The organism is Rhizobium lentis, from assembly GCF_014200175.1.
Lineage (GTDB): Bacteria > Pseudomonadota > Alphaproteobacteria > Rhizobiales > Rhizobiaceae > Rhizobium > Rhizobium mulingense.
In genome coordinates this window covers 88,920-105,994 of the sequence record NZ_JACHBD010000001.1, presented here as the reverse complement: position 1 = coordinate 105,994, position 17,075 = coordinate 88,920, and the positions used below count along the sequence as shown (strand labels likewise).

The window sequence follows — 17,075 nt, the reverse complement described above, 5'->3', positions numbered from 1 at the left end:
TTCAGGCGGCTCCAGATCCAAGGCGTCGGCCAGGCTTAGCGGAGCCTGCCCGCTGCGTGGGCGAGCATGGTGTAGACCTTGCCCGTATCCGAGGTGAGATAAGACTGGGTGATAGTCTGGTTCGGGTCGGTGCGGGCGACGTCGGCAAGCAGTTTTTCGAAATCGCCGATATAGCGATCGACGGCGGTGCGGAATTCCGGCTCGCGGTCGTATTTGCGCTTGATCTCGTCGAAGGTCTGCTGGCCCTTCAGCGTGTAGAGGCGGCGGGTGAAGACGTCGCGCTCGCCGCGCTGATAACGGCGCCAGAGGTCGACCGAGGCATCGTGGTCGATGGCGCGGGCGATATCGACGGAGAGCGAATTCAGCGATTCCACGACATGGCGCGGATTGCGGCTGTCGTTGCTGCGCGTGGCCGGTGCGGCGGTTTCCGCCGGGCGGGCCGGGGCCCGGGCAGGCGCCTCGTCGGCGGCTTCGTCGCGGGAGGCGCCGCGCAGAAGATCGCTGATCCAGCCGCCGCTTTCCCGCGCCGGTTCCTGGCGGCCTGAGTCCTGGCGGGTGGGGGCCGGCTGCGGGGCGGCGCGCTGAGCGGCCACAGCCGGAGCGGACGGGGCGATTGTTCCACGCAGACCAGTCGCTTCGATTGGCGGGGGTGCCGCCGGCTGCGGCGGCTGAGCCGTGACCGGCTGAACGGGGCGCGGCGCCGGCTGCACCTGGGCAAGCGAGCGGGCGACGGGCTCGGAGATTTCAAGCTGCTGGCTCGAGCGGCCGACGAGCTGGGAGATATCCTGAAGCGCCTTGATCTGCTCGGCGACGGCGCGGCGCATGGCCGAGGCGCTTTCCTTGGCTTCCTCGGGCAAGTCGAAGGCGCCGCGTTTCAGTTCGGCGCGGGTGGCGTCGAGCTCGCTGCGGATGTCGGCGGCGGAGCGGCGGATGTCCTCGGTGGCGCCGGAGAAGCGTCCGACGGCATCCTCGATCGCCTCGCGCAGCGATTCCCGCATGTGCTGAGCCGCACCGTCGGAGGCGCGGCCAGCCTCGCCGAGCATGCGCTCGACTTCCGACAACGAGGCGGTGAGGCCGCCGCGAATACGGTTGGAGAGGTCGCCGGAACGGCGCTCGACATTGGCGAAGGTGCCGTCGATCGTCGTGTTGGCTTCCTCGCCGGCGCGGGTGATCGCCTCGCGCATCGTCTCGGCCGCTTCCTGGGCGCGCTTCTCGGTTTCGGTGAGAATGCGGCCGATATCGGCGAAGGAGGACTGTACACCCTGGCGCAGATTGCCGGTGACCTGGTTGGAGCGCTGCTCGGCCCGCTCGAACACGGTCTCGATCATGCCGCCGAGGCCGCGCATGGTCTTTTCGATTTCGTCGGAGCGCTGGACCAGGCTGACGGAGAGCGCCTGCAGCGCTCCTTCACGCTCCTCGAGCGTCGAGGCAAGGTTGGACTGGGCCGCACTCAGAAGCTGCGAGGCCTGAGTCAGAACCTTGGAATGTTCGTCGAAACGGCCGATGATGCCGCCGACCTGGGCCAGTGTCTGGCCTGATATGTCGGAGAGGCGGTCGACCTTGCCTTCGAGAAGCCGGGTCGAGGCGTTGACCATTTCGGCGGCCTTGGTGGCGGAGTCGGCAAAGCGCGTCGTGGTTTCGCCGAGGCGCCCGTCCACGCTCGTCAACTGCTCGGCGGCGCGGTTCATCATCATGGCCATCGCCGCGCTGCTTTCCGACATGCGCTGGACCAGACCGTTGACGTTGCCGACGAGGCTGTTCTCAATGGCGCTGACGGCATTGGCGACATTCTCGGTGCGGGCAGCAACCGCGCTGGCGAGCGCTTCGTTTTCGGCGCGCAGACGGTCGGCGCTGAGGTTGGCGGCGGCGGTGATGCGGGCGGCGGCCTGCTCGCCGGCATCGGTATAGCGATCGACGAGCGGGCGGGCCGTTTCGTCGAGGATGCGAGTCAATTCGACCGAGCGGCCGGCAAGCATCGAGTTGAGGTCGCGGGTGCGTTCCTCGAGTGTCGCGCGGATCGAGTTGCCGCGCGCCTCGAGCGCCCGGTCGATGTCGGTGAGGGTGGTATCGATCTCGCGGGTGCGTTCCTCGAGATTTGTGCGGATGGCGCTGCTGCGGGCTTCGAGGGCCCGGTCGACATCCGCCATGGTGGCGGAAATCTCGCTGCCGGCCCCCGACAGCGTCGTGCGGATGGCATCGCCGCGCGCTTCGAGAGACTGGCCGGCATCCGACAGGGCCTTGGAAATGGCATTGACCTGCGTGCCGACGATCGTCTCGGCCTCGGCGACCTTGTTGACGATGGCATTGCCGGCTTCCGAGAAAGTCTGGGCGACGGCAGCGGCCTGGGTTGCCAGACGGTTCTGGGCTTCGGCGACGCGGTTGACGATCTGCGACGAACGTTCGTCCATAGTGCGGGTGAATTCGTCGCTTTTTGCATTGAGATCCTCGGCGAATTGCTGGCCGGTCTTGCCGAGCAGTTCGGTAGTTCTCGTCGCTTCGCCTTCCATTCCCTGGGCTGCTTCGGCCACGGCGCTGCGCAGCGTCGAAGCGAGGCCGGCGGCCTTGCCTTCGATGGTACGGTTGACGGCTTCGAGGCCGACGGTCAAAGCGCGATCCATGGTCGAGAGGCGTTCCTCGATGCGCTCGTTGCCGCGGTCGAGAGTTTCGCCGAGACTTGCCGTGCGGCCCTCGATGGCCCCTGTCAGCGTGGTCGTGCGGCTGTCCAGCGTCTCGGCCAGGTTGGCGGTCCGGCTGTCGATCGCCTGGGTGAGATTTGCGGCGCTGCCTTCGAGCGTCGCCGAGATGCGTCGGGTGGCGTCGTCCCCGAGTGCGCCGAGACGGGAAATGCCGTCGGCGAGCACGCCGGACAGCTGGCTGCTGGCCGCTTCGACCTTGTCGGCAACGCCGCCGACGCCGTCACGGATGCGGCTCTCGATGGCAGTCAGGCCCGCTTCCATACGGGAACCGGTTTCTTCAAGACGTCCCGCAAGGCTTGCGACGGACTGGTCGAGATGGGCGGAAAGGCCCTGGGCGGAGCTCGAAATCGTGTTGGCCGCCTCCTGGAAGCGGCCGGCGATCTGACCGGCGCCGGCATGCATGCGATCTTCCAATGTCTGAGCGCCGGAATCGATAGCTTGACGGATCGAAGCCTCGCGGTCCTCCAGCGACATTTCGAGCATGCTGATGCTCGTCGCCACCGATGTGCCGATGCTGGTCGCCTGTTCGGTCAGCGTATCGCTGATCAGCGCATGAGCCTGGTTCAGCGACAGATCGATGGCGTTGGCGCGATCCTCAAGCGTCGTGCGGATGCGCTCATGGGCAGAATCGAGTCCGCTTTCGATGCGCGCCGCGGCCTCCTCGGCAAGGCCTCCGAGCCGCGCATGGGCATCGCTCAGGCGGCCTTCGATGCGGCCGGTCAAGCCGCCGACGAGATCCTCGAAGCGGGCGCCGCCGGCATCGAGAACGCCCGAGAGGGCTGCGCTATGCTGGGAAAGCGCATTTTCGAGCCGCTGCTGATTGTCGGCATAGGCGTTATGGATCGCATCGGTCTTGTCGGCAAAGGCGCCGGCGACGCGCGCCTCGGCACTGGCGACGGCTTCCATTATGGAATTGCTGCGGGCTTCGAGCGCGCTGTCGAAGCGGCTCTGATTGTCGTCGAGCGAAATGGCGAGCGCCATGGTCTTTTCGTCGAGCGTATCGGTGAGCCGGTCGTGGCTTGCCGTCACAGCGCCGATGATCGCGGCGGTGCGGTGCCCCAAGGCTTCCTCGATGCGAACCTGGCCCTCGTTCAACGAGGCGGCCAGCGCGCTGGCCTTTTGATCGAGCACGCCGTTCAGGCGTTCATGCGTGCCGGAGACCGCATTGGTGATCGCATCGGCACCGGAGGTCAGCGTCTCCTCGAGACGGCTCTGGCTCTCGTTCAGCGAGATGGCCAGCGCCATCGCCCGATCGTCGAGTGTCTCAGACAGCAGGTCATGGGTGGCGGAAACCGCATTGAGGAAGGATTGCGACCGTGTCTCGAGCGTGTCCTGCAGTCGCCGCTGCCCTTCGTTCAAGGAAGCGGTGAGCGCCGATGTGTTCTGGTCGAGCGTTTCGGAGATACGCTCATGCGTGCCCGACACGGCCTTGAGGAAGGTCTCGGAGCGGGTCTCCAACGTGTCTTCGAGCCGTGCCTGGCTCTCGTTGAGCGAGATGGCAAGCGTCATCGCCTTCTCGTCGAGTGTTTCGGAGAAGCGGTCGTAGGTGCCGGAAACAGCATCCATCAGGGCGGCGGAGCGGGTTTCGAGTGTATTCTCGATACGGGCCTGGGTCTCGCTCAGCGAGGCGGCAATAGCCGAAGCCTTACCGTCCAGCGCCTCGGCGAAGCGGTCGTGGGTCCCGGAGACGGCATTCAGCAGGGCTGCAGAACGGGTTTCCAGCGTGTCCTCGATACGGGCCTGGCCTTCGTTCAAGGAAATGGCAAGCGCCATCGCCTTTTCATCGAGGGTTTCGGCAAGGCGGTCACGCGTGCCGGCTATCGTGCTGAGCAGCGCTTCGGCGCGTGTCCCGAGCGCATCCTCGATGCGGGCGTGCCTCTCGTCGAGGGACGTCGTCAGGGCAGCTGCCTTCGTATCAAGTGTTTCCGACAGCCGCTCATGCGTGCCCGACACGGCATTGAGGAAGGCTGCGGAGCGGGTTTCGAGCGTGTCCTCGATGCGGCTCTGGCTTTCGTTCAAGGAGATGGCGAGCGCCATTGCCTTCTCGTCGAGCGTCTCGGACAGTCGGTCATGCGTGCCGGAAACGGCGTTCAGCAGGGTGGCGGAGCGCGTTTCGAGCGTATCTTCGATCCGAGCCTGGCTCTCGTTTAGGGAAATGGCAAGCGCCATGGCCTTCTCGTCGAGCGTTTCGGCGAGACGGTCGTGAGTGCCCGTGACAGCGTTGATGATCGCGTCGGAGCGGGTGGTCAGCGCTTCCTCGAAGCGGCCGTGGTGGCTGGTCAGCGCCTCGACGAGCGCGCCGCCGCGCTCTGCCATGACGCTATCGATGCGTCCATGCGCGGCGCCGAGCGCCTCGCTGATTTCGGCTGTGCGTGCCGTAAGCACACCGCTCAACGCCTCGGCGCGGCCGCCGAAGGCGGTGGTCACCTCTTGCGTGCCGGCAGCAACGGCGGCGGTCAGCTCGGTGGTCGTGGTGCGGAGCGTGTCGCGGAACTCGGCTGAGCGAGCCTGGAGATTGTTCTGCAGCTCGGAAGTGCCCGACGCAAGCGCCAGCGCGATGTCCGACGTCGCGTTCTGCAGCGCCGAGGTCAGCTCGCCGGTACGGCTGGTCAGCGCAGTGGTGATTTCTTCGCTGCGGGTGCCGAGCGTGTTTTCCAGCACCTCGTGGCCGGTGGCGAGAGCGGTGGCGAGCGCCAGCGAATGATCCGTCATCGAGGAGCCGATGCGGTCGATGCCGGAATTGAGGATGCCGTCGATCGAATCCGAGCCGCCGGTCAGCGTCTCGTTGATGCGGGCAAGGCTTTCCATCAGCTTCGTGTCGAGCGAGCCGGTGCGCTTGTCGAAAGCGCTGGTGAATTCGGCGACGCGCTCATCGAAGGCGGTCGAAAGCTGGGCGACGGTCGTCTGCAGCCGCTCTTCGAAGAAGCCGGAGCGAAGGTCGAGATCCATGACGGCGTCGTCGGCGGTGCTCTGCAGGCTCTGGCGGAAGCTTGCGCCCTTTTCGTCAAGCGCGCTGTTCAGTTTCGACAGCACGTCGTCGAGTGTGCCGCCGATGGTGCGTTCGCCTGACGTCAGGCTTTCGTTGATTTCGCGGGTGCGGGAGATCAGGATTTCGTTGAGCTGATGCGTGCGCTCGTTCAGGGCTGCGTTCAGCTTCTCGGTGCTGCTGTCCATGGTCGAGGCGCGCGTCTCGAACTGGCTGAGAAGCTTTTCGCCGTGTTCGTTGAGGTTGACGGAGAGCGCTTCGAGGCGGTTGTCGAATTCGGTGGCCAGCGCGAAGCCGGATGCGTTGAGCGTCTGGAGCAGGCTGTCGGTCTTGGCGGCGAGCAGGCTGCCCATCGACTGCAGGGCACTGTCCGATTTTTCCAGGATTGTCGCGGCGCGCGTGTCGATCAGCGAGGCGAAGGCTTCGCCCGATGTGGCGAGACGCACGGCGATCTCTTCTGTGGCAAGCGACAGTTCTTCCTTCAGTTGGTCGTGGACGCTGCCGATCGAGGTGCGGATGCGGTCGGCATGGTTGACGATCGCCTCGCGTTCGGAGCCGAGTTCATGGACAAGGCCGCGCACGCGCAATTCGTTGTCCGCATAGGAACGCTCCAGCGCGTTGACTTCGGAATGGACCAGCGTTTCCAGCTCGGAAGCGCGCGCAATCGTGCGCTCGATGCCTTCGTTCATAGCCGAAACCTCGCGGCGCACCGCCTGGCCTACGGTCATGATGCGTTCGGAGGCGATGGTTTCCGGCTCTGCCAGCCGCAAGGCCACCTCTGCCATGGAGCGGGCGGCGTTGCGCATGTCCTGGGCGCGGGAGATCATGATGGCGAAAGCGTAGAACATCATCACGGGAATGACGATGCCGACCAGGCCGGCAATGACGCCGGGCAGGGCGACGAGGTCGGCCAGCGAACGGATCTGCCAGATCTGCGGCGCGTAAAGCAGCGACATCAGGCCGAGGCCCGCCATCACCCAGAGCACGGAAAACAGGGTGGCGGTGCGCACCGACGAGCGGCTGGAAGTGCCGTCGAAAGATTTCAGGATAGAGGCGGGCGTATTGCGGCTGGCATCATTGGCGGGCGCGAAGGCCGGAGCCCTGGAAGCCTGCTCGCCGTTGGCGCCGCGGCGGTTGCGGCGCTGCGCTTCTTCCTGGGCTTGCTGATTACGCGCATTCGATGGATCAGACACATTCCCCTCCGGCGCCTCAGGCGCGTCGCCGCGGCGAGACGGCACATTGTCCTTGCCGAAATCGATCTGGAGCGCTTCGTCCAATGCCTTGAACGCCTTGTCCTCTATCGACTCATTATATTTGTTATTCGCCATTCGGTTACGCCTCGTTACTGTCGGCCGGTCCGCCAGCGCTGCCCAGGCTTCCGCCTCACCCCGGAACAACTTTGCCGTTACGGCTCTCCATCCCAACCGCGGACGGATAAGCATGTCATTTCAGAGTAGATAGCCGCTTTTTCAAACGGAAGGTATCAAAACACTACCATTATCCACTCACTCGGCAAAGGCGCGTACCATAAACCCGCTCCACCAGTATCGTAGTGACACATCCGAGCTCTTCACACAATTAATGAAGGCTTGAGATTTGCGGCTCGTTAACCTGTTGTTAACAATTTTGAATCCTCGACCCCGCTTAAAAACCAATAATTTAGGGATATTTAACGGACGTTAACCATACGCCGAGATTTCCGCACCCGCTGTGCCGGAATTTAACGTCATGGCCACCCTCCTGACGCAGAACTGTTGCAAGTGCCGACGACGTGAGACGGGAGAATTGGCAAATGGCGGCCCAGATGGCAGCAGTGAATATCGTATTCGAGGCGCCGGACAATGCAAGTGGACCCTGTCCCTCGAAGGTCCGGCCGATCGACCTGGTTCATCTCGCAAAACAGACGATGGGCGACAAGACGCTGGAAATCGAAGTCCTTCAGATGTTTGCCCGTCAAGCCCGCGCGTGCCTTCAGGACATTGCGAGCGGCGAGACTGTGCGTGTCGGGGCTGCCGCGCATAGGCTGAAAGGCGCGGCAAGTTCGGTCGGCGCATTCCGCGTGTCGCAGACGGCGGAAGTCATCGAGGAGACCGGGGGCGATGCCGGCACGATGGCGGCGCTGGGCGCTGCCGTTCTCGACGCGGAGAATTTCATCCTGAAACTCTGCCGCGGCTGATCTCTCTGCCGCTCGTTCGAGCCGCGGCGCCGCGTCTCTATTCAGACGCGCAAGCGACGCTGTGGCAGATTGAATGGCGGCATGATCTTATTCTGAAGCAATCATGCGGGCAGGCCCCGTTGTTCCATTGCGGAACCACGGGTCTTTTTGCGACGTCCGATATGACGCATTGAAGACGGCGGGCGACGGCCTGATCTGCGAGGTTATGGCGAATTTCCGAATGTTGACTGACGCGTCGAATTGTCGGAAGTAAAGCCGCCCCACCCATTTCAAGACCGGAAATAGTGCAGATGCCCAAACTTACCATCGTCGCCTTCGACGGCACGCGCTTCGACCTCGACGTCGATCAAGGCTCCACCGTGATGGAAAATGCAGTGCGCAATGCGGTGCCCGGCATTGAGGCCGAATGCGGCGGCGCCTGTGCCTGCGCGACTTGTCACGTCTATGTCGACGAAGAATGGACGGAGAAGGTGGGCCAGCCGGAAGCGATGGAAGAGGACATGCTCGACTTCGCCTTCGATGTGCGCCCGACCTCGCGGCTCTCCTGTCAGATCCGGATGAAGGCCGCCTATGACGGGCTCGTCGTGCACGTGCCGGAACGCCAGGCCTGAGGCCGGCGCCTAAAATGCGTCGCATCAAATTTGATTCACGCGACGCGCTTTAGCCCGTTGTTTTGATGCATGTCGTTATCCCGGAACCGCTGCCACACTTCCGGGCGACATGGATAGCGGGGTTCGCTGCCATAGCCACAAAAAGACGCCTCGCGCGCTGGTGCGAGCGAGGCGAGGCGGGCGCATTACCTACGGATGAGGGAGGAACATCCGCGGCTTCCGAACGCGCCAGGAGAACCCAACGATGAAAGTCCAGATGCCGTAGCTGAACTTTCGAATGTGTTCATATTAACGCGTTCCGGTTGAGTCTGCCAGGATGAAAAATGACCATTGAAACGCTGGGGAGGGGGAAAGTTTCGCACAAGTTTCGTTGCGCAGCTAAGTTTTTCTGCTCGTAACCAGCTTTAAAAAGCCTTATTTTCCGCCGGCTCGCCCGTTGATTCGATTATTCAGCAATCTCAACATGCGCTTCTGAAAATTGACCGCTTCAACCCGGTCGAATCGCGCCTGCAGCCGATCGTGCTCCTCTATACCGCGAGCTGATTCGTAGGAGACGAGCTCCTGCATGGCCTCACAGCTGCGCTGCTGCGGCAAAGCGCGGATGGCGCGCTCCATGGCGCGGGCCTGATCTCTGGCGATCTCGGCATGGCGCTCCTCGTGGCGCTTGATGTCACTCGACAGCGCGTCCCAGATCATCGACAGCTCCTTGCTGGCATCGCGGCGGCTGTTCCAGCGCGGCAGGATGATCTGGGTGTGGACCGTGACCTTGACGTTGCCGACGCGGCAGCGGCCATCATCCTGAATATAGGTGGCTTCGCCGCCGAAGCGAATTTTGGTGGCGCCGGGATGGCGCGCCGAGGAGCCGCTTGCCGTCGGGCCGCGCCGGCTGAGTTCCTGGTCGAGCTCCTCGGCGGTTTTGCCGCGGATATCGAAATAGGAATAGCTTTTCGTTGCGATCACTTCGGCTGCCGCTGGGCCGCTGAGAGAAAGAGCAATGGAAAAGGCGACAGGAAGGACCATATAACGCACTGCAAGCGGCATTCTGAACGCAATCCATGTTGAAATCGACCGGAGCTTGGGGCATAGCCACCGCAAGCGCAATATCGGATGGCGGCTTTTTTCGTCATCAATAGGACAAGTCTGGTGACAGGGCTCGAAGGCAGTTTATGGCGTGTGGGCCATGGCCGAGAGATCGAACTCGGCCGTCGTTCGGCGATCATGGCGATCATCAATGTGACGCCGGACTCCTTTTCCGACGGCGGACGCTTCAAAACCGTCGATGCCGCCGTCGAACACGCGCTGCGGGCGGTGAGCGATGGTGCCGCGATTGTCGACATTGGCGGCGAATCGACCCGGCCGGGCGCAGCATCGGTCAGCCCTTCGGAGGAGCAGGCGCGGGTGCTGCCCGTCATCGAGGCGCTGCGTGGCCGCACCCAGGCGCTGATATCCATCGACACGTATCGCGCCGAGACGGCGCGGCTTGCGGTCAGCGCAGGCGCCCATATCGTCAACGACGTCTCCGGACTGCAGAAGGAGCGCGGTATCGCGGATCTGGCCGCGGCGACAGGGGCGGGGCTCTGCATCATGCATACCGGCCGCGACAGGGTCAAAATTGCCGATGTGATCGCCGACCAGGTGCATTTCCTAGAACGGTCGCTTGATATCGCCGCTGCAGCAGGCGTCAACAGAGATCGCATCGTGCTCGATCCGGGCTTCGGCTTCGCCAAGGAAACGGCGGAGGAGAATCTGGAACTGATGGCGCGGTTTTCCGAACTTTCGCGCTTCGGCCTGCCGCTGCTTGCCGGCACGTCACGCAAGCGTTTCCTCGGCACCGTGACCGGGCGGGATGCGTCGGACCGGGACGTGGCGACGGCTGCGACGAGCGTGTTGCTGCGCCTCCAAGGAGCTGGGGTTTTCCGGGTGCACAATGTCGCAATCAACAGGGATGCGCTTGATGTCGCCGATGCTATGCTCAATGCGCGCCAGGAATTCGAGAGGAAGCGGCCGACATGACCACCTACACAATCACGCTGCAGAACTGCGCCTTCTTCGCGCGCCACGGCGTGCATGATGAGGAAGAATTCCTCGGCCAGCGCTTCTTCGTCGATGCCGAGCTCGATGTCGTCGCCGGCGAGGCACTGAAGAGCGACTCGATCGACGATACCGTCAATTACGGCATCGCTTTCACCGTGATCGAGCAGATCGTCACCGGCAAGCGGCGCTACCTGATCGAAGCCCTGGCGCTCGATATCGCCAAGGGGCTCTGCGAGACATTTCCACAGGTGAGGCGGGCGAGGATCACGGTGCGCAAGCCGAACGCGCCGGTGCCTGGCGTGCTCGATTTCGTGCAGGTGAGTGTTGAGCACTTTGCCTGAGGCCGCATCGCGATCCGCCACCCTCGGCCTCGGCGGTAATATCGGCGAGCCGGTGAAGGCGATGGCGGCGGCGCTGAAAAGGCTGGACGGGCACGACGATTGTCGAGTCACCGCCGTGTCGCGGCTCTATCGCACGCCGCCCTGGGGCAAGACGGACCAATCGTTCTTCTTCAACGCCTGCGCCGCTATCGAAACCCGGCTTCCTCCGGAAGCTTTGCTCGATGTCTGCCTCTCGATCGAACACGAGATGAAACGCGAGCGCATCGAACGCTGGGGGCCGCGCACGCTCGATATCGACGTGCTGACCTATGAAGGCGTCGTCCAGGACGCGCCGCGGCTGGAACTGCCGCATCCGCGGATGACAGAGCGCGGGTTCGTGCTGATGCCGCTTGCCGACATCGCCCCAGGCCTTGTCGTCAGAGGGCGGCCGGTCAGCGATTGGCTGCTCGACGCCGACGTGACCGGCATCGAGGTCGCCGATGACAGCGGCGACTGGTGGAGGAGCGCCTAAAACGCGGCTCCTGAAACGCGAAACGGCGGGAAACCCGCCGCTTCAGGAAACCCCGTCATGCGATCTGTCTACTGGATGGAGCCGACGGCCATTTCGTCGACCTGACGGGTCAATGTCAGGCCGATAACAGGGATCATCTGGCTTTCGACCTTGACCGAAACGGTGACGTTCATCGTCTTGTCGTCGCGTATGCGGGCGATCATCGCTCCGTTCAGCTTGGAGCGGTTGATGCCGACCACGACCGTATCCTCGGTGACGGCGCCGGAGACGACGTCAAGACCTTTGCCGGCGGCGCCGTCGAGAAACTTGCCTTTATAGCTGGAGCCCGACTGCGAGATGACAGCGGTCATCGGCTGCTTGAAGACGCCGACGCGGCAGGTGCCATCGAGTTTGATGCCGGCGGTACTGTCGCCGGTCGGTTCACCGGTCAGGTTGCAGGTAAATTTCGTGCCCTTGTACTTGCCGGCGACGATCTCGCCGGGGCCTTTCCAGGAGCCGGCGACGGATTCGAAGAAGGCCTTGTCACGGGTTGCGGCGGTGGCTGGCGGAGCGACATCTGCGACCGGAGACAATGCCGCGGCGGCGAGGCCGCATACGAAGAGAAACTTGCGCGAATACATGGATTTTCCTTGGCAAACACCACTCACGAACTGGTGCCAAGTTTTGCCGAAAAATGGTTAATCCTTCCTTTCGGCTGTGCCGAAATGCAAGGGATTAGAGGCGTGCCATGCTGTACGAATTTCAATATCCCGCCGCTAATGGATTGAATCGGATACTATTTTCACAACTTCACGCTGGGGAAGGCGAAACCTGCGGAATTGCTTCGGCGATTAAGAATTGTTGTCGCGCGGTGACATGGAAGGCGTGAGATCGCCGATGAAATCACCGATTCCCGGCCGTTTCAGCGCGCGGAAAGCCAGCGGCCGGCAGAGATCCATCGCCGCGATTCCGATGCGGGCGGTCATCAGGCCGTTGATGACGCCCTCGCCGAGACGGGCCGAGAGCTTCGAGGCCAATCCATGGCCGAGCACCTGCTGGACGAGGCTGTCACCGACGGCGATCGAGCCGGTAACGGCAAGATGCGCCAGCACGTCGCGCAGCAGGCGGAACATGCCGAGCGTGCCGGGGCGGCCGCCATAGAGTTCCGCCATGGCGCGGATAAGGCGGACGGCCTCGTAAAGCACATACATCAGATCGACGATGGCTCGCGGGCTGACGGCGGTGACGATCGACACACGCTTGGAGGCATTGACGACGAGGGCGCGGGCCTTGCGGTCGATCGGGGCGAGCAGCTCTCGTTCGGCCAAGGCGATCAGATGCGGGGGGTCAATGACCTCGCCCTCGGTCGCCTTCAGCGTCGCGCGTCCCTTCGATGTCTCGGGATTGGCAGCAAGCAGTGTCGTGAGGCGCGCAACGACGGCGCGCGCCTTCGCCGGCCGGGTTTCGAGGATCGCGGCTTCCGCTTCGGCCTTGATCGTCTGGACGGCGGCTAGGCGCATCATGCCAGCGGTCTCGCGAATGACGAGGGCAAGCACGGCGAGGATTCCGATCGCCAGCGCGCCAAGGGCTGCGTAACCCAACCAGTCGGCGCGGGTGAAGAGGTCGCGGATCAGCCGGTCGGTCCAAAGGCCGATGCCGAGCGACAGCAGGATGCCGAAGGCACCGGCGGCGATTTTGCCGAAGGAGGTCCGCCGCTTGCGCGGCGTTGCCACCGGCGCAGCGCCGAGATCCCTGTCGGGATTGATGAAGGGATCCTCCTCATCGGGCGTCAAGACGATCTCTTCCGAAAAGCTTTCCGGTTTGCGCCGGCCTTGCTGCTGCCGGCCGTTGTCGCGCGGCTCAGATGCCTCATCTTCGTAAGCGAAGGCGGCGGGTGGGCGACGCGGCACATCGGACGGGGGTTTGCTCATGCGAGACGGTCTCCGAACAGGAACTGCATGGCGCGGTCGAGGCGGATATGCGGCACCGACAGCTTGATGCCGCTGCCGGTTTCCTCGAGATGCGGCGGGCGGAACCTGACGACATTGACTTCGGGCAAGGTCCCGCCGGCCTCGCTCGAGAGCATACGGTCAAACAGGCCTTCCGGATCCTCCGGCAGGTCGCCGGGGAAGATCGCGGTCTTTCTCTGGCCGTCGAAGCGCTCGCCGGCAATGGTTTCACCCGCCATCGGCGTGCCGACGATGACGGGCAGGTCATGGCCGTCACGTTTGACCGATGCCTCCCGGGTAGCGCGCACGGAGGCGAGCGCCATGACATCGATGCCGGCGCCGGCCATGCCGATGCGGGCGATGGCGCGATCGACGAGGCGGCGGGTCAATGCGTCGAGCCGGTCGTGGCTCTCGTGATGGAGATGATCAGCCTTGGTGGCGGCGACCAGCACGCGGTCGATACGGCGGCCAAGCAGCGAGGAGAGCAGCGAATTTGTGCCCGGGCGGAAACAGGCAAGCACATCGGTCAGCGCGCGTTCCAGGTCCTGGACGGCTTCGGGGCCGCGGTTCATTGCCTGCAGCGCGTCGACCAGCACGATCTGGCGGTCGAGCCGGGCGAAATGCTCGCGGAAGAAGGGTTTGACGACCACCGACTTATAGGCTTCATACCGTCGCTCCATCATCGCCCAGAGCGAGCCGCGATCGGAACGACCGTCGGGCGGCAAGGCGAGCGGGGCGAAGGTCAGCGCCGGCGAGCCGTCGAGATCGCCGGGCAGAAGCAGGCGCCCGGGCGGCAAGGTGGAGAGCGAGCGTTCGTCGGTCTTGCAGGCCTTGAGATAATCGGCAAAGGCGGTGGCAAGCTCGCGGGCGATCATCTCGTCGGCGCCGGCATTGATGTCGGCGGCACGTGTGAGCGCCAGCCATCCCTGCGACAACGAGGAGCGGACGCCGGTTTGCGCGAGCGCCATCGTCTCCTCGCTGAAGGTGCGATAATCCTTGCCGAGCAGCGGCAGGTCCAGCAGCCATTCACCGGGATAATCGACAATATCGATCGACAGCCGGCCGGGCGAGAACAGCCGGTTCCAGCCGCTGGCGCTCTGATAGTCGAGCGTGATGCGCAACTCGGAAATGGCGCGGGTCGAATCCGGCCAGATACGGTCCTTCACCAGCGCCCGGATATGATCTTCGTATTGGAAGCGGGGCACGGCATCATCCGGCTGCGGCTCGAGCCGTACGGCGGAAACGCGCCCCGATTGCACCGGCTCGAACAGCGGCAGTCGGCCGCCATGCAGGAGATTGTGAACAAGCGAGGAGATGAAAACCGTCTTGCCGGATCGCGAGAGGCCGGTGACGCCGAGCCGCACGGTCGGATTGACGAGGCTGCTCGCCCGGTCGGCGAGATTGTCGAAGGCGATGCGGGCGTCGTCGGCAAGGGATGTCAGGCGTGGCGGCAAGGCGCGATTCCGATTGATGACTGCCGGCAATATAGGAAGGCGGCGTTGTGCGAAAAAGAAGTGGCGCGAACGCATTTCTGTTTTCCGCGGATGCTGAAAATTTCTGCTGCTCTTCGAATTGCCCGGACGATATCAGACGACAACGAAATCGGTCAGGCGCCAGGCGATCACGGAAGCATCGAAATCGACGACGGCAAGGCCTGCCGTCGGAAAGCCGCGGGGAAGGGCGTCGACCATCGCCTCGTGGCCGATCAGTGTCTCCAGCACCTGCTCCATGGTCGGATTGTGGCCGACCAGCATGACGGCGGCCGCTTCCTGCGCATCGACGATTTCGAGATAGGTGCTGACGGTGGCGTCGTAGAGCGCATCGACATAGCGCACGTCGAGTCCGACGCCGACTGCCCGGTGGACGGCGTCGGCGGTGTCGCGGCAGCGAAGCGCCGTCGAACTGATCAGAAGATCCGGACGGTAGCCCTTGTCGGCTGCCTTGTCGGCGATGATCTCGGCATCGCCGTAGCCCTTTATGCTGAGCGGCCGGTCGAAATCGCGCTGTCCGGGCTCGGCCGCAGCGGCCTGGGCATGACGCAGGAGATAGATGCGGTTGGGCGGAGGCAGCGGTACGGTCACGGGCAAATCCAGGATCGGGCGGGTCTTTTCAGTAGCGGCTGCGGTCGGCCGCCGTCAATCGCCAGCCATGCCGCCACTGCCTAAAACGTGGCTGACAACACGGCGTTTTGAAGGCGAAGCCAAAAAGGGCAGCCGGAATAACCATGACAAAATAGACCGTTAGCCTAAAATTGTAACAGATTTAAAAATCCGTTTACCTGTCGTATTTGGCTTGAATCGCGGCTAGCGCTTGGGATATACACCCGCCCAGATGAGATGTTCTTCAGGAGAATCGCGTTGAGTGAGAAGATCGATCTTAGCAATTACGTTCCCTCGGAAGAGGAAGAGTTCATGAACGTAAACCAGCGTGCCTACTTCAGGGCGAAGCTGGTCGCCTGGAAAAACGATATCCTTAGAGAAGCGCGCGAAACGCTCGACCACTTGGCCGAGGAAAGCGCAAACCATCCCGATCTCGCCGACAGGGCGTCGTCGGAAACCGACAGGGCGATCGAACTTCGCGCCCGCGACCGGCAGAGAAAGCTGATCTCCAAGATCGACGCGGCCTTGCAGCGCATCGAAGACGGCACCTATGGCTATTGCGAGGAAACCGGCGAACCGATCGGTCTCAAGCGCCTCGACGCCCGCCCGATCGCGACGTTGTCGATCGAGGCGCAGGAGCGCCACGAACGTCGTGAAAAGGTCTACCGCGACGAATGACGTTTTCTATCTCGGCAGAGACACATTGGGCGCCGCGATCGGATCGCGGCGCCTTTTTGTCGGGCTACTTGCGGCTTGTCGATCGGTCTTCGTGCGCCGCCCATCAATGCGCGTCGCATCAAATTTGATTCAAGCGACGCGCATCAGCCTTTGTTTTATGCATATCGTTGTCTTGGAATCGTTGCACATTTCCGGACGACATGCATTTAGAGCGGGCCACCTGCCGCCAGAGGTTTCCACAGTCGATCCCGCTCTGCCTCCATGACGAGATCGATCGTGACGAGCGTGCCACTCCTCATCCGCCGCCGCATGATGTCAACCCCACCGGGGTCCGTTCGACATAGGCCCTGATCGTGCAGCGCCTGCAGGCGCGAGCGCGACATCTTCAACTCCCCGGCCAGCAGCCGATCCAGCCGTATATTTGTCGCGAACTGGGCTGTCAGTTCGATTTCCAGGCGTGTCCAGCCTGCGATCTCGTGCCGTATCTCCTTGGCGATGTCGAATTCGGCGAACTCGTCAACGCGCTGTGCTTTGCGCCGCAGCCCATCGAGATTGAAGGTTTCCGCGCGAACCCAATCGGGGTCGTTGGACTGCAGCGCGTCGAGCGTCAACGGATCGATGTCGCGGATAGTCCGGCGCTCGAAGATCGGCCGGTTCCATGTCCTTTCGCAGGTCAGGCATTTGTAGATCAGCCAGGCGTCGAGCTTGCGCCCGTTGGCATTCAACCGGATCTTGCCGCTGGATCGGAAAGCTCTGAGGCCTCCGCATCCGCCACATGCAATCCATGGCTGGGGCGCTGTCTTGGGGGTGATGGTCCATCGGACCCGAAGCGTCTTGCACATATCGTCTTGGTCTTCCGTTCGGAAGTCCACCAAGATGGTGCAGGAGAAACCCTTGCGGGCGCGGTGTGGCGATGTTGTGGGCGGCTGAAGAGCTGGGCAGCGAAGCTGCACATGGCACATTGTAACAATGCCAAACCGGTCTCTCGCCACCACCCGATGAACATGGTCGCATG

At 63.2% G+C, this 17,075-nt stretch carries 13 protein-coding genes; 6 read left to right on the top strand and 7 right to left on the bottom strand.

The window, feature by feature from the left end; all coding sequences use genetic code 11:
• Window positions 1–35: 35 nt before the first annotated feature.
• Window positions 36–7,010, bottom strand: a complete 6,975-nt coding sequence (locus tag GGI60_RS00505; protein ID WP_183913507.1) for a hypothetical protein — start codon at window positions 7,008–7,010, stop codon at window positions 36–38.
• 464 nt (window positions 7,011–7,474) lie between these two features.
• Between GGI60_RS00505 and GGI60_RS00500 the strand changes: the two genes are divergently transcribed.
• Together GGI60_RS00500 and GGI60_RS00495 are read left to right on the top strand one after the other, a co-directional pair.
• The gene (locus GGI60_RS00500) at window positions 7,475–7,858 is read left to right on the top strand and encodes an Hpt domain-containing protein (protein WP_183913509.1); all 384 of its coding nucleotides are present in this window, start codon (window positions 7,475–7,477) and stop codon (window positions 7,856–7,858) included.
• Between the two features lie 290 nt (window positions 7,859–8,148).
• Window positions 8,149–8,469 (top strand): 2Fe-2S iron-sulfur cluster-binding protein, encoded by a 321-nt coding sequence (locus tag GGI60_RS00495; protein WP_010029491.1) that lies wholly within the window; start codon window positions 8,149–8,151, stop codon window positions 8,467–8,469.
• Between the two features lie 414 nt (window positions 8,470–8,883).
• Here GGI60_RS00495 and GGI60_RS00490 read toward each other — a convergent pair whose 3' ends face one another.
• The gene (locus tag GGI60_RS00490; protein WP_183913511.1) at window positions 8,884–9,510 is read right to left on the bottom strand and encodes a DUF922 domain-containing Zn-dependent protease; all 627 of its coding nucleotides are present in this window, start codon (window positions 9,508–9,510) and stop codon (window positions 8,884–8,886) included.
• Between the two features lie 102 nt (window positions 9,511–9,612).
• On the opposite strand from GGI60_RS00490, the gene folP reads away from it, so the two are divergent.
• The 3 genes from folP to folK are packed head-to-tail and all read left to right on the top strand — an operon-like array spanning window position 9,613 to window position 11,355.
• Window positions 9,613–10,482, top strand: coding sequence for a dihydropteroate synthase (gene folP, locus GGI60_RS00485; protein ID WP_183913513.1), 870 nt, complete (start codon window positions 9,613–9,615; stop codon window positions 10,480–10,482).
• Complete coding sequence (gene folB / locus GGI60_RS00480; protein ID WP_183913515.1) at window positions 10,479–10,844, top strand: dihydroneopterin aldolase; 366 nt, start codon at window positions 10,479–10,481, stop codon at window positions 10,842–10,844. Before folP ends, folB begins: the two co-directional genes overlap by 4 nt.
• Window positions 10,837–11,355: a 2-amino-4-hydroxy-6-hydroxymethyldihydropteridine diphosphokinase gene (folK, locus tag GGI60_RS00475; protein ID WP_183913912.1), complete on the top strand. Its 519-nt coding sequence runs from the start codon at window positions 10,837–10,839 to the stop codon at window positions 11,353–11,355. The genes folB and folK overlap by 8 nt, the downstream gene beginning before the upstream one ends.
• Window positions 11,356–11,423: 68 nt before the next feature.
• Here folK and GGI60_RS00470 read toward each other — a convergent pair whose 3' ends face one another.
• The 4 genes from GGI60_RS00470 to GGI60_RS00455 form a co-directional block, all read right to left on the bottom strand.
• Window positions 11,424–11,975 carry a hypothetical protein gene (locus tag GGI60_RS00470; protein WP_183913517.1) on the bottom strand — a complete coding sequence of 184 codons (552 nt, stop codon included), beginning with the start codon at window positions 11,973–11,975 and terminating at the stop codon, window positions 11,424–11,426.
• 210 nt (window positions 11,976–12,185) lie between these two features.
• Complete coding sequence (locus GGI60_RS00465; protein ID WP_183913519.1) at window positions 12,186–13,265, bottom strand: YcjF family protein; 1,080 nt, start codon at window positions 13,263–13,265, stop codon at window positions 12,186–12,188.
• Window positions 13,262–14,737, bottom strand: a complete 1,476-nt coding sequence (locus GGI60_RS00460) for a YcjX family protein (RefSeq protein ID WP_183913521.1) — start codon at window positions 14,735–14,737, stop codon at window positions 13,262–13,264. The genes GGI60_RS00465 and GGI60_RS00460 overlap by 4 nt, the downstream gene beginning before the upstream one ends.
• 132 nt (window positions 14,738–14,869) lie before the next feature.
• A complete protein-coding gene (locus tag GGI60_RS00455; RefSeq protein ID WP_183913523.1) occupies window positions 14,870–15,364 on the bottom strand; it encodes a histidine phosphatase family protein in 495 nt (164 codons plus the stop codon).
• A gap of 276 nt (window positions 15,365–15,640) precedes the next feature.
• Between GGI60_RS00455 and dksA the strand changes: the two genes are divergently transcribed.
• Window positions 15,641–16,060 (top strand): RNA polymerase-binding protein DksA, encoded by a 420-nt coding sequence (dksA, locus tag GGI60_RS00450; protein WP_008525884.1) that lies wholly within the window; start codon window positions 15,641–15,643, stop codon window positions 16,058–16,060.
• Window positions 16,061–16,266: 206 nt separating this feature from the next.
• On the opposite strand, the gene GGI60_RS00445 is transcribed toward dksA, so the two are convergent.
• Window positions 16,267–16,902 carry a DUF1062 domain-containing protein gene (locus GGI60_RS00445; RefSeq protein ID WP_183913914.1) on the bottom strand — a complete coding sequence of 212 codons (636 nt, stop codon included), beginning with the start codon at window positions 16,900–16,902 and terminating at the stop codon, window positions 16,267–16,269.
• Between the last annotated feature and the right edge of the window lie 173 nt (window positions 16,903–17,075).

What these genes read in the sequence shown, in the direction of transcription:
- GGI60_RS00505 (WP_183913507.1), bottom strand. Translation starts at nt 7,010, where the DNA reads ATGGCGAATAACAAATATAATGAGTCGATAGAGGACAAGGCGTTCAAG.
- GGI60_RS00500 (WP_183913509.1), top strand. Translation starts at nt 7,475, where the DNA reads ATGGCGGCCCAGATGGCAGCAGTGAATATCGTATTCGAGGCGCCGGAC.
- GGI60_RS00495 (WP_010029491.1), top strand. Translation starts at nt 8,149, where the DNA reads ATGCCCAAACTTACCATCGTCGCCTTCGACGGCACGCGCTTCGACCTC.
- GGI60_RS00490 (WP_183913511.1), bottom strand. Translation starts at nt 9,510, where the DNA reads ATGCCGCTTGCAGTGCGTTATATGGTCCTTCCTGTCGCCTTTTCCATT.
- folB (WP_183913515.1), top strand. Translation starts at nt 10,479, where the DNA reads ATGACCACCTACACAATCACGCTGCAGAACTGCGCCTTCTTCGCGCGC.
- GGI60_RS00470 (WP_183913517.1), bottom strand. Translation starts at nt 11,975, where the DNA reads ATGTATTCGCGCAAGTTTCTCTTCGTATGCGGCCTCGCCGCCGCGGCA.
- GGI60_RS00465 (WP_183913519.1), bottom strand. Translation starts at nt 13,265, where the DNA reads ATGAGCAAACCCCCGTCCGATGTGCCGCGTCGCCCACCCGCCGCCTTC.
- GGI60_RS00445 (WP_183913914.1), bottom strand. Translation starts at nt 16,902, where the DNA reads ATGTGCAAGACGCTTCGGGTCCGATGGACCATCACCCCCAAGACAGCG.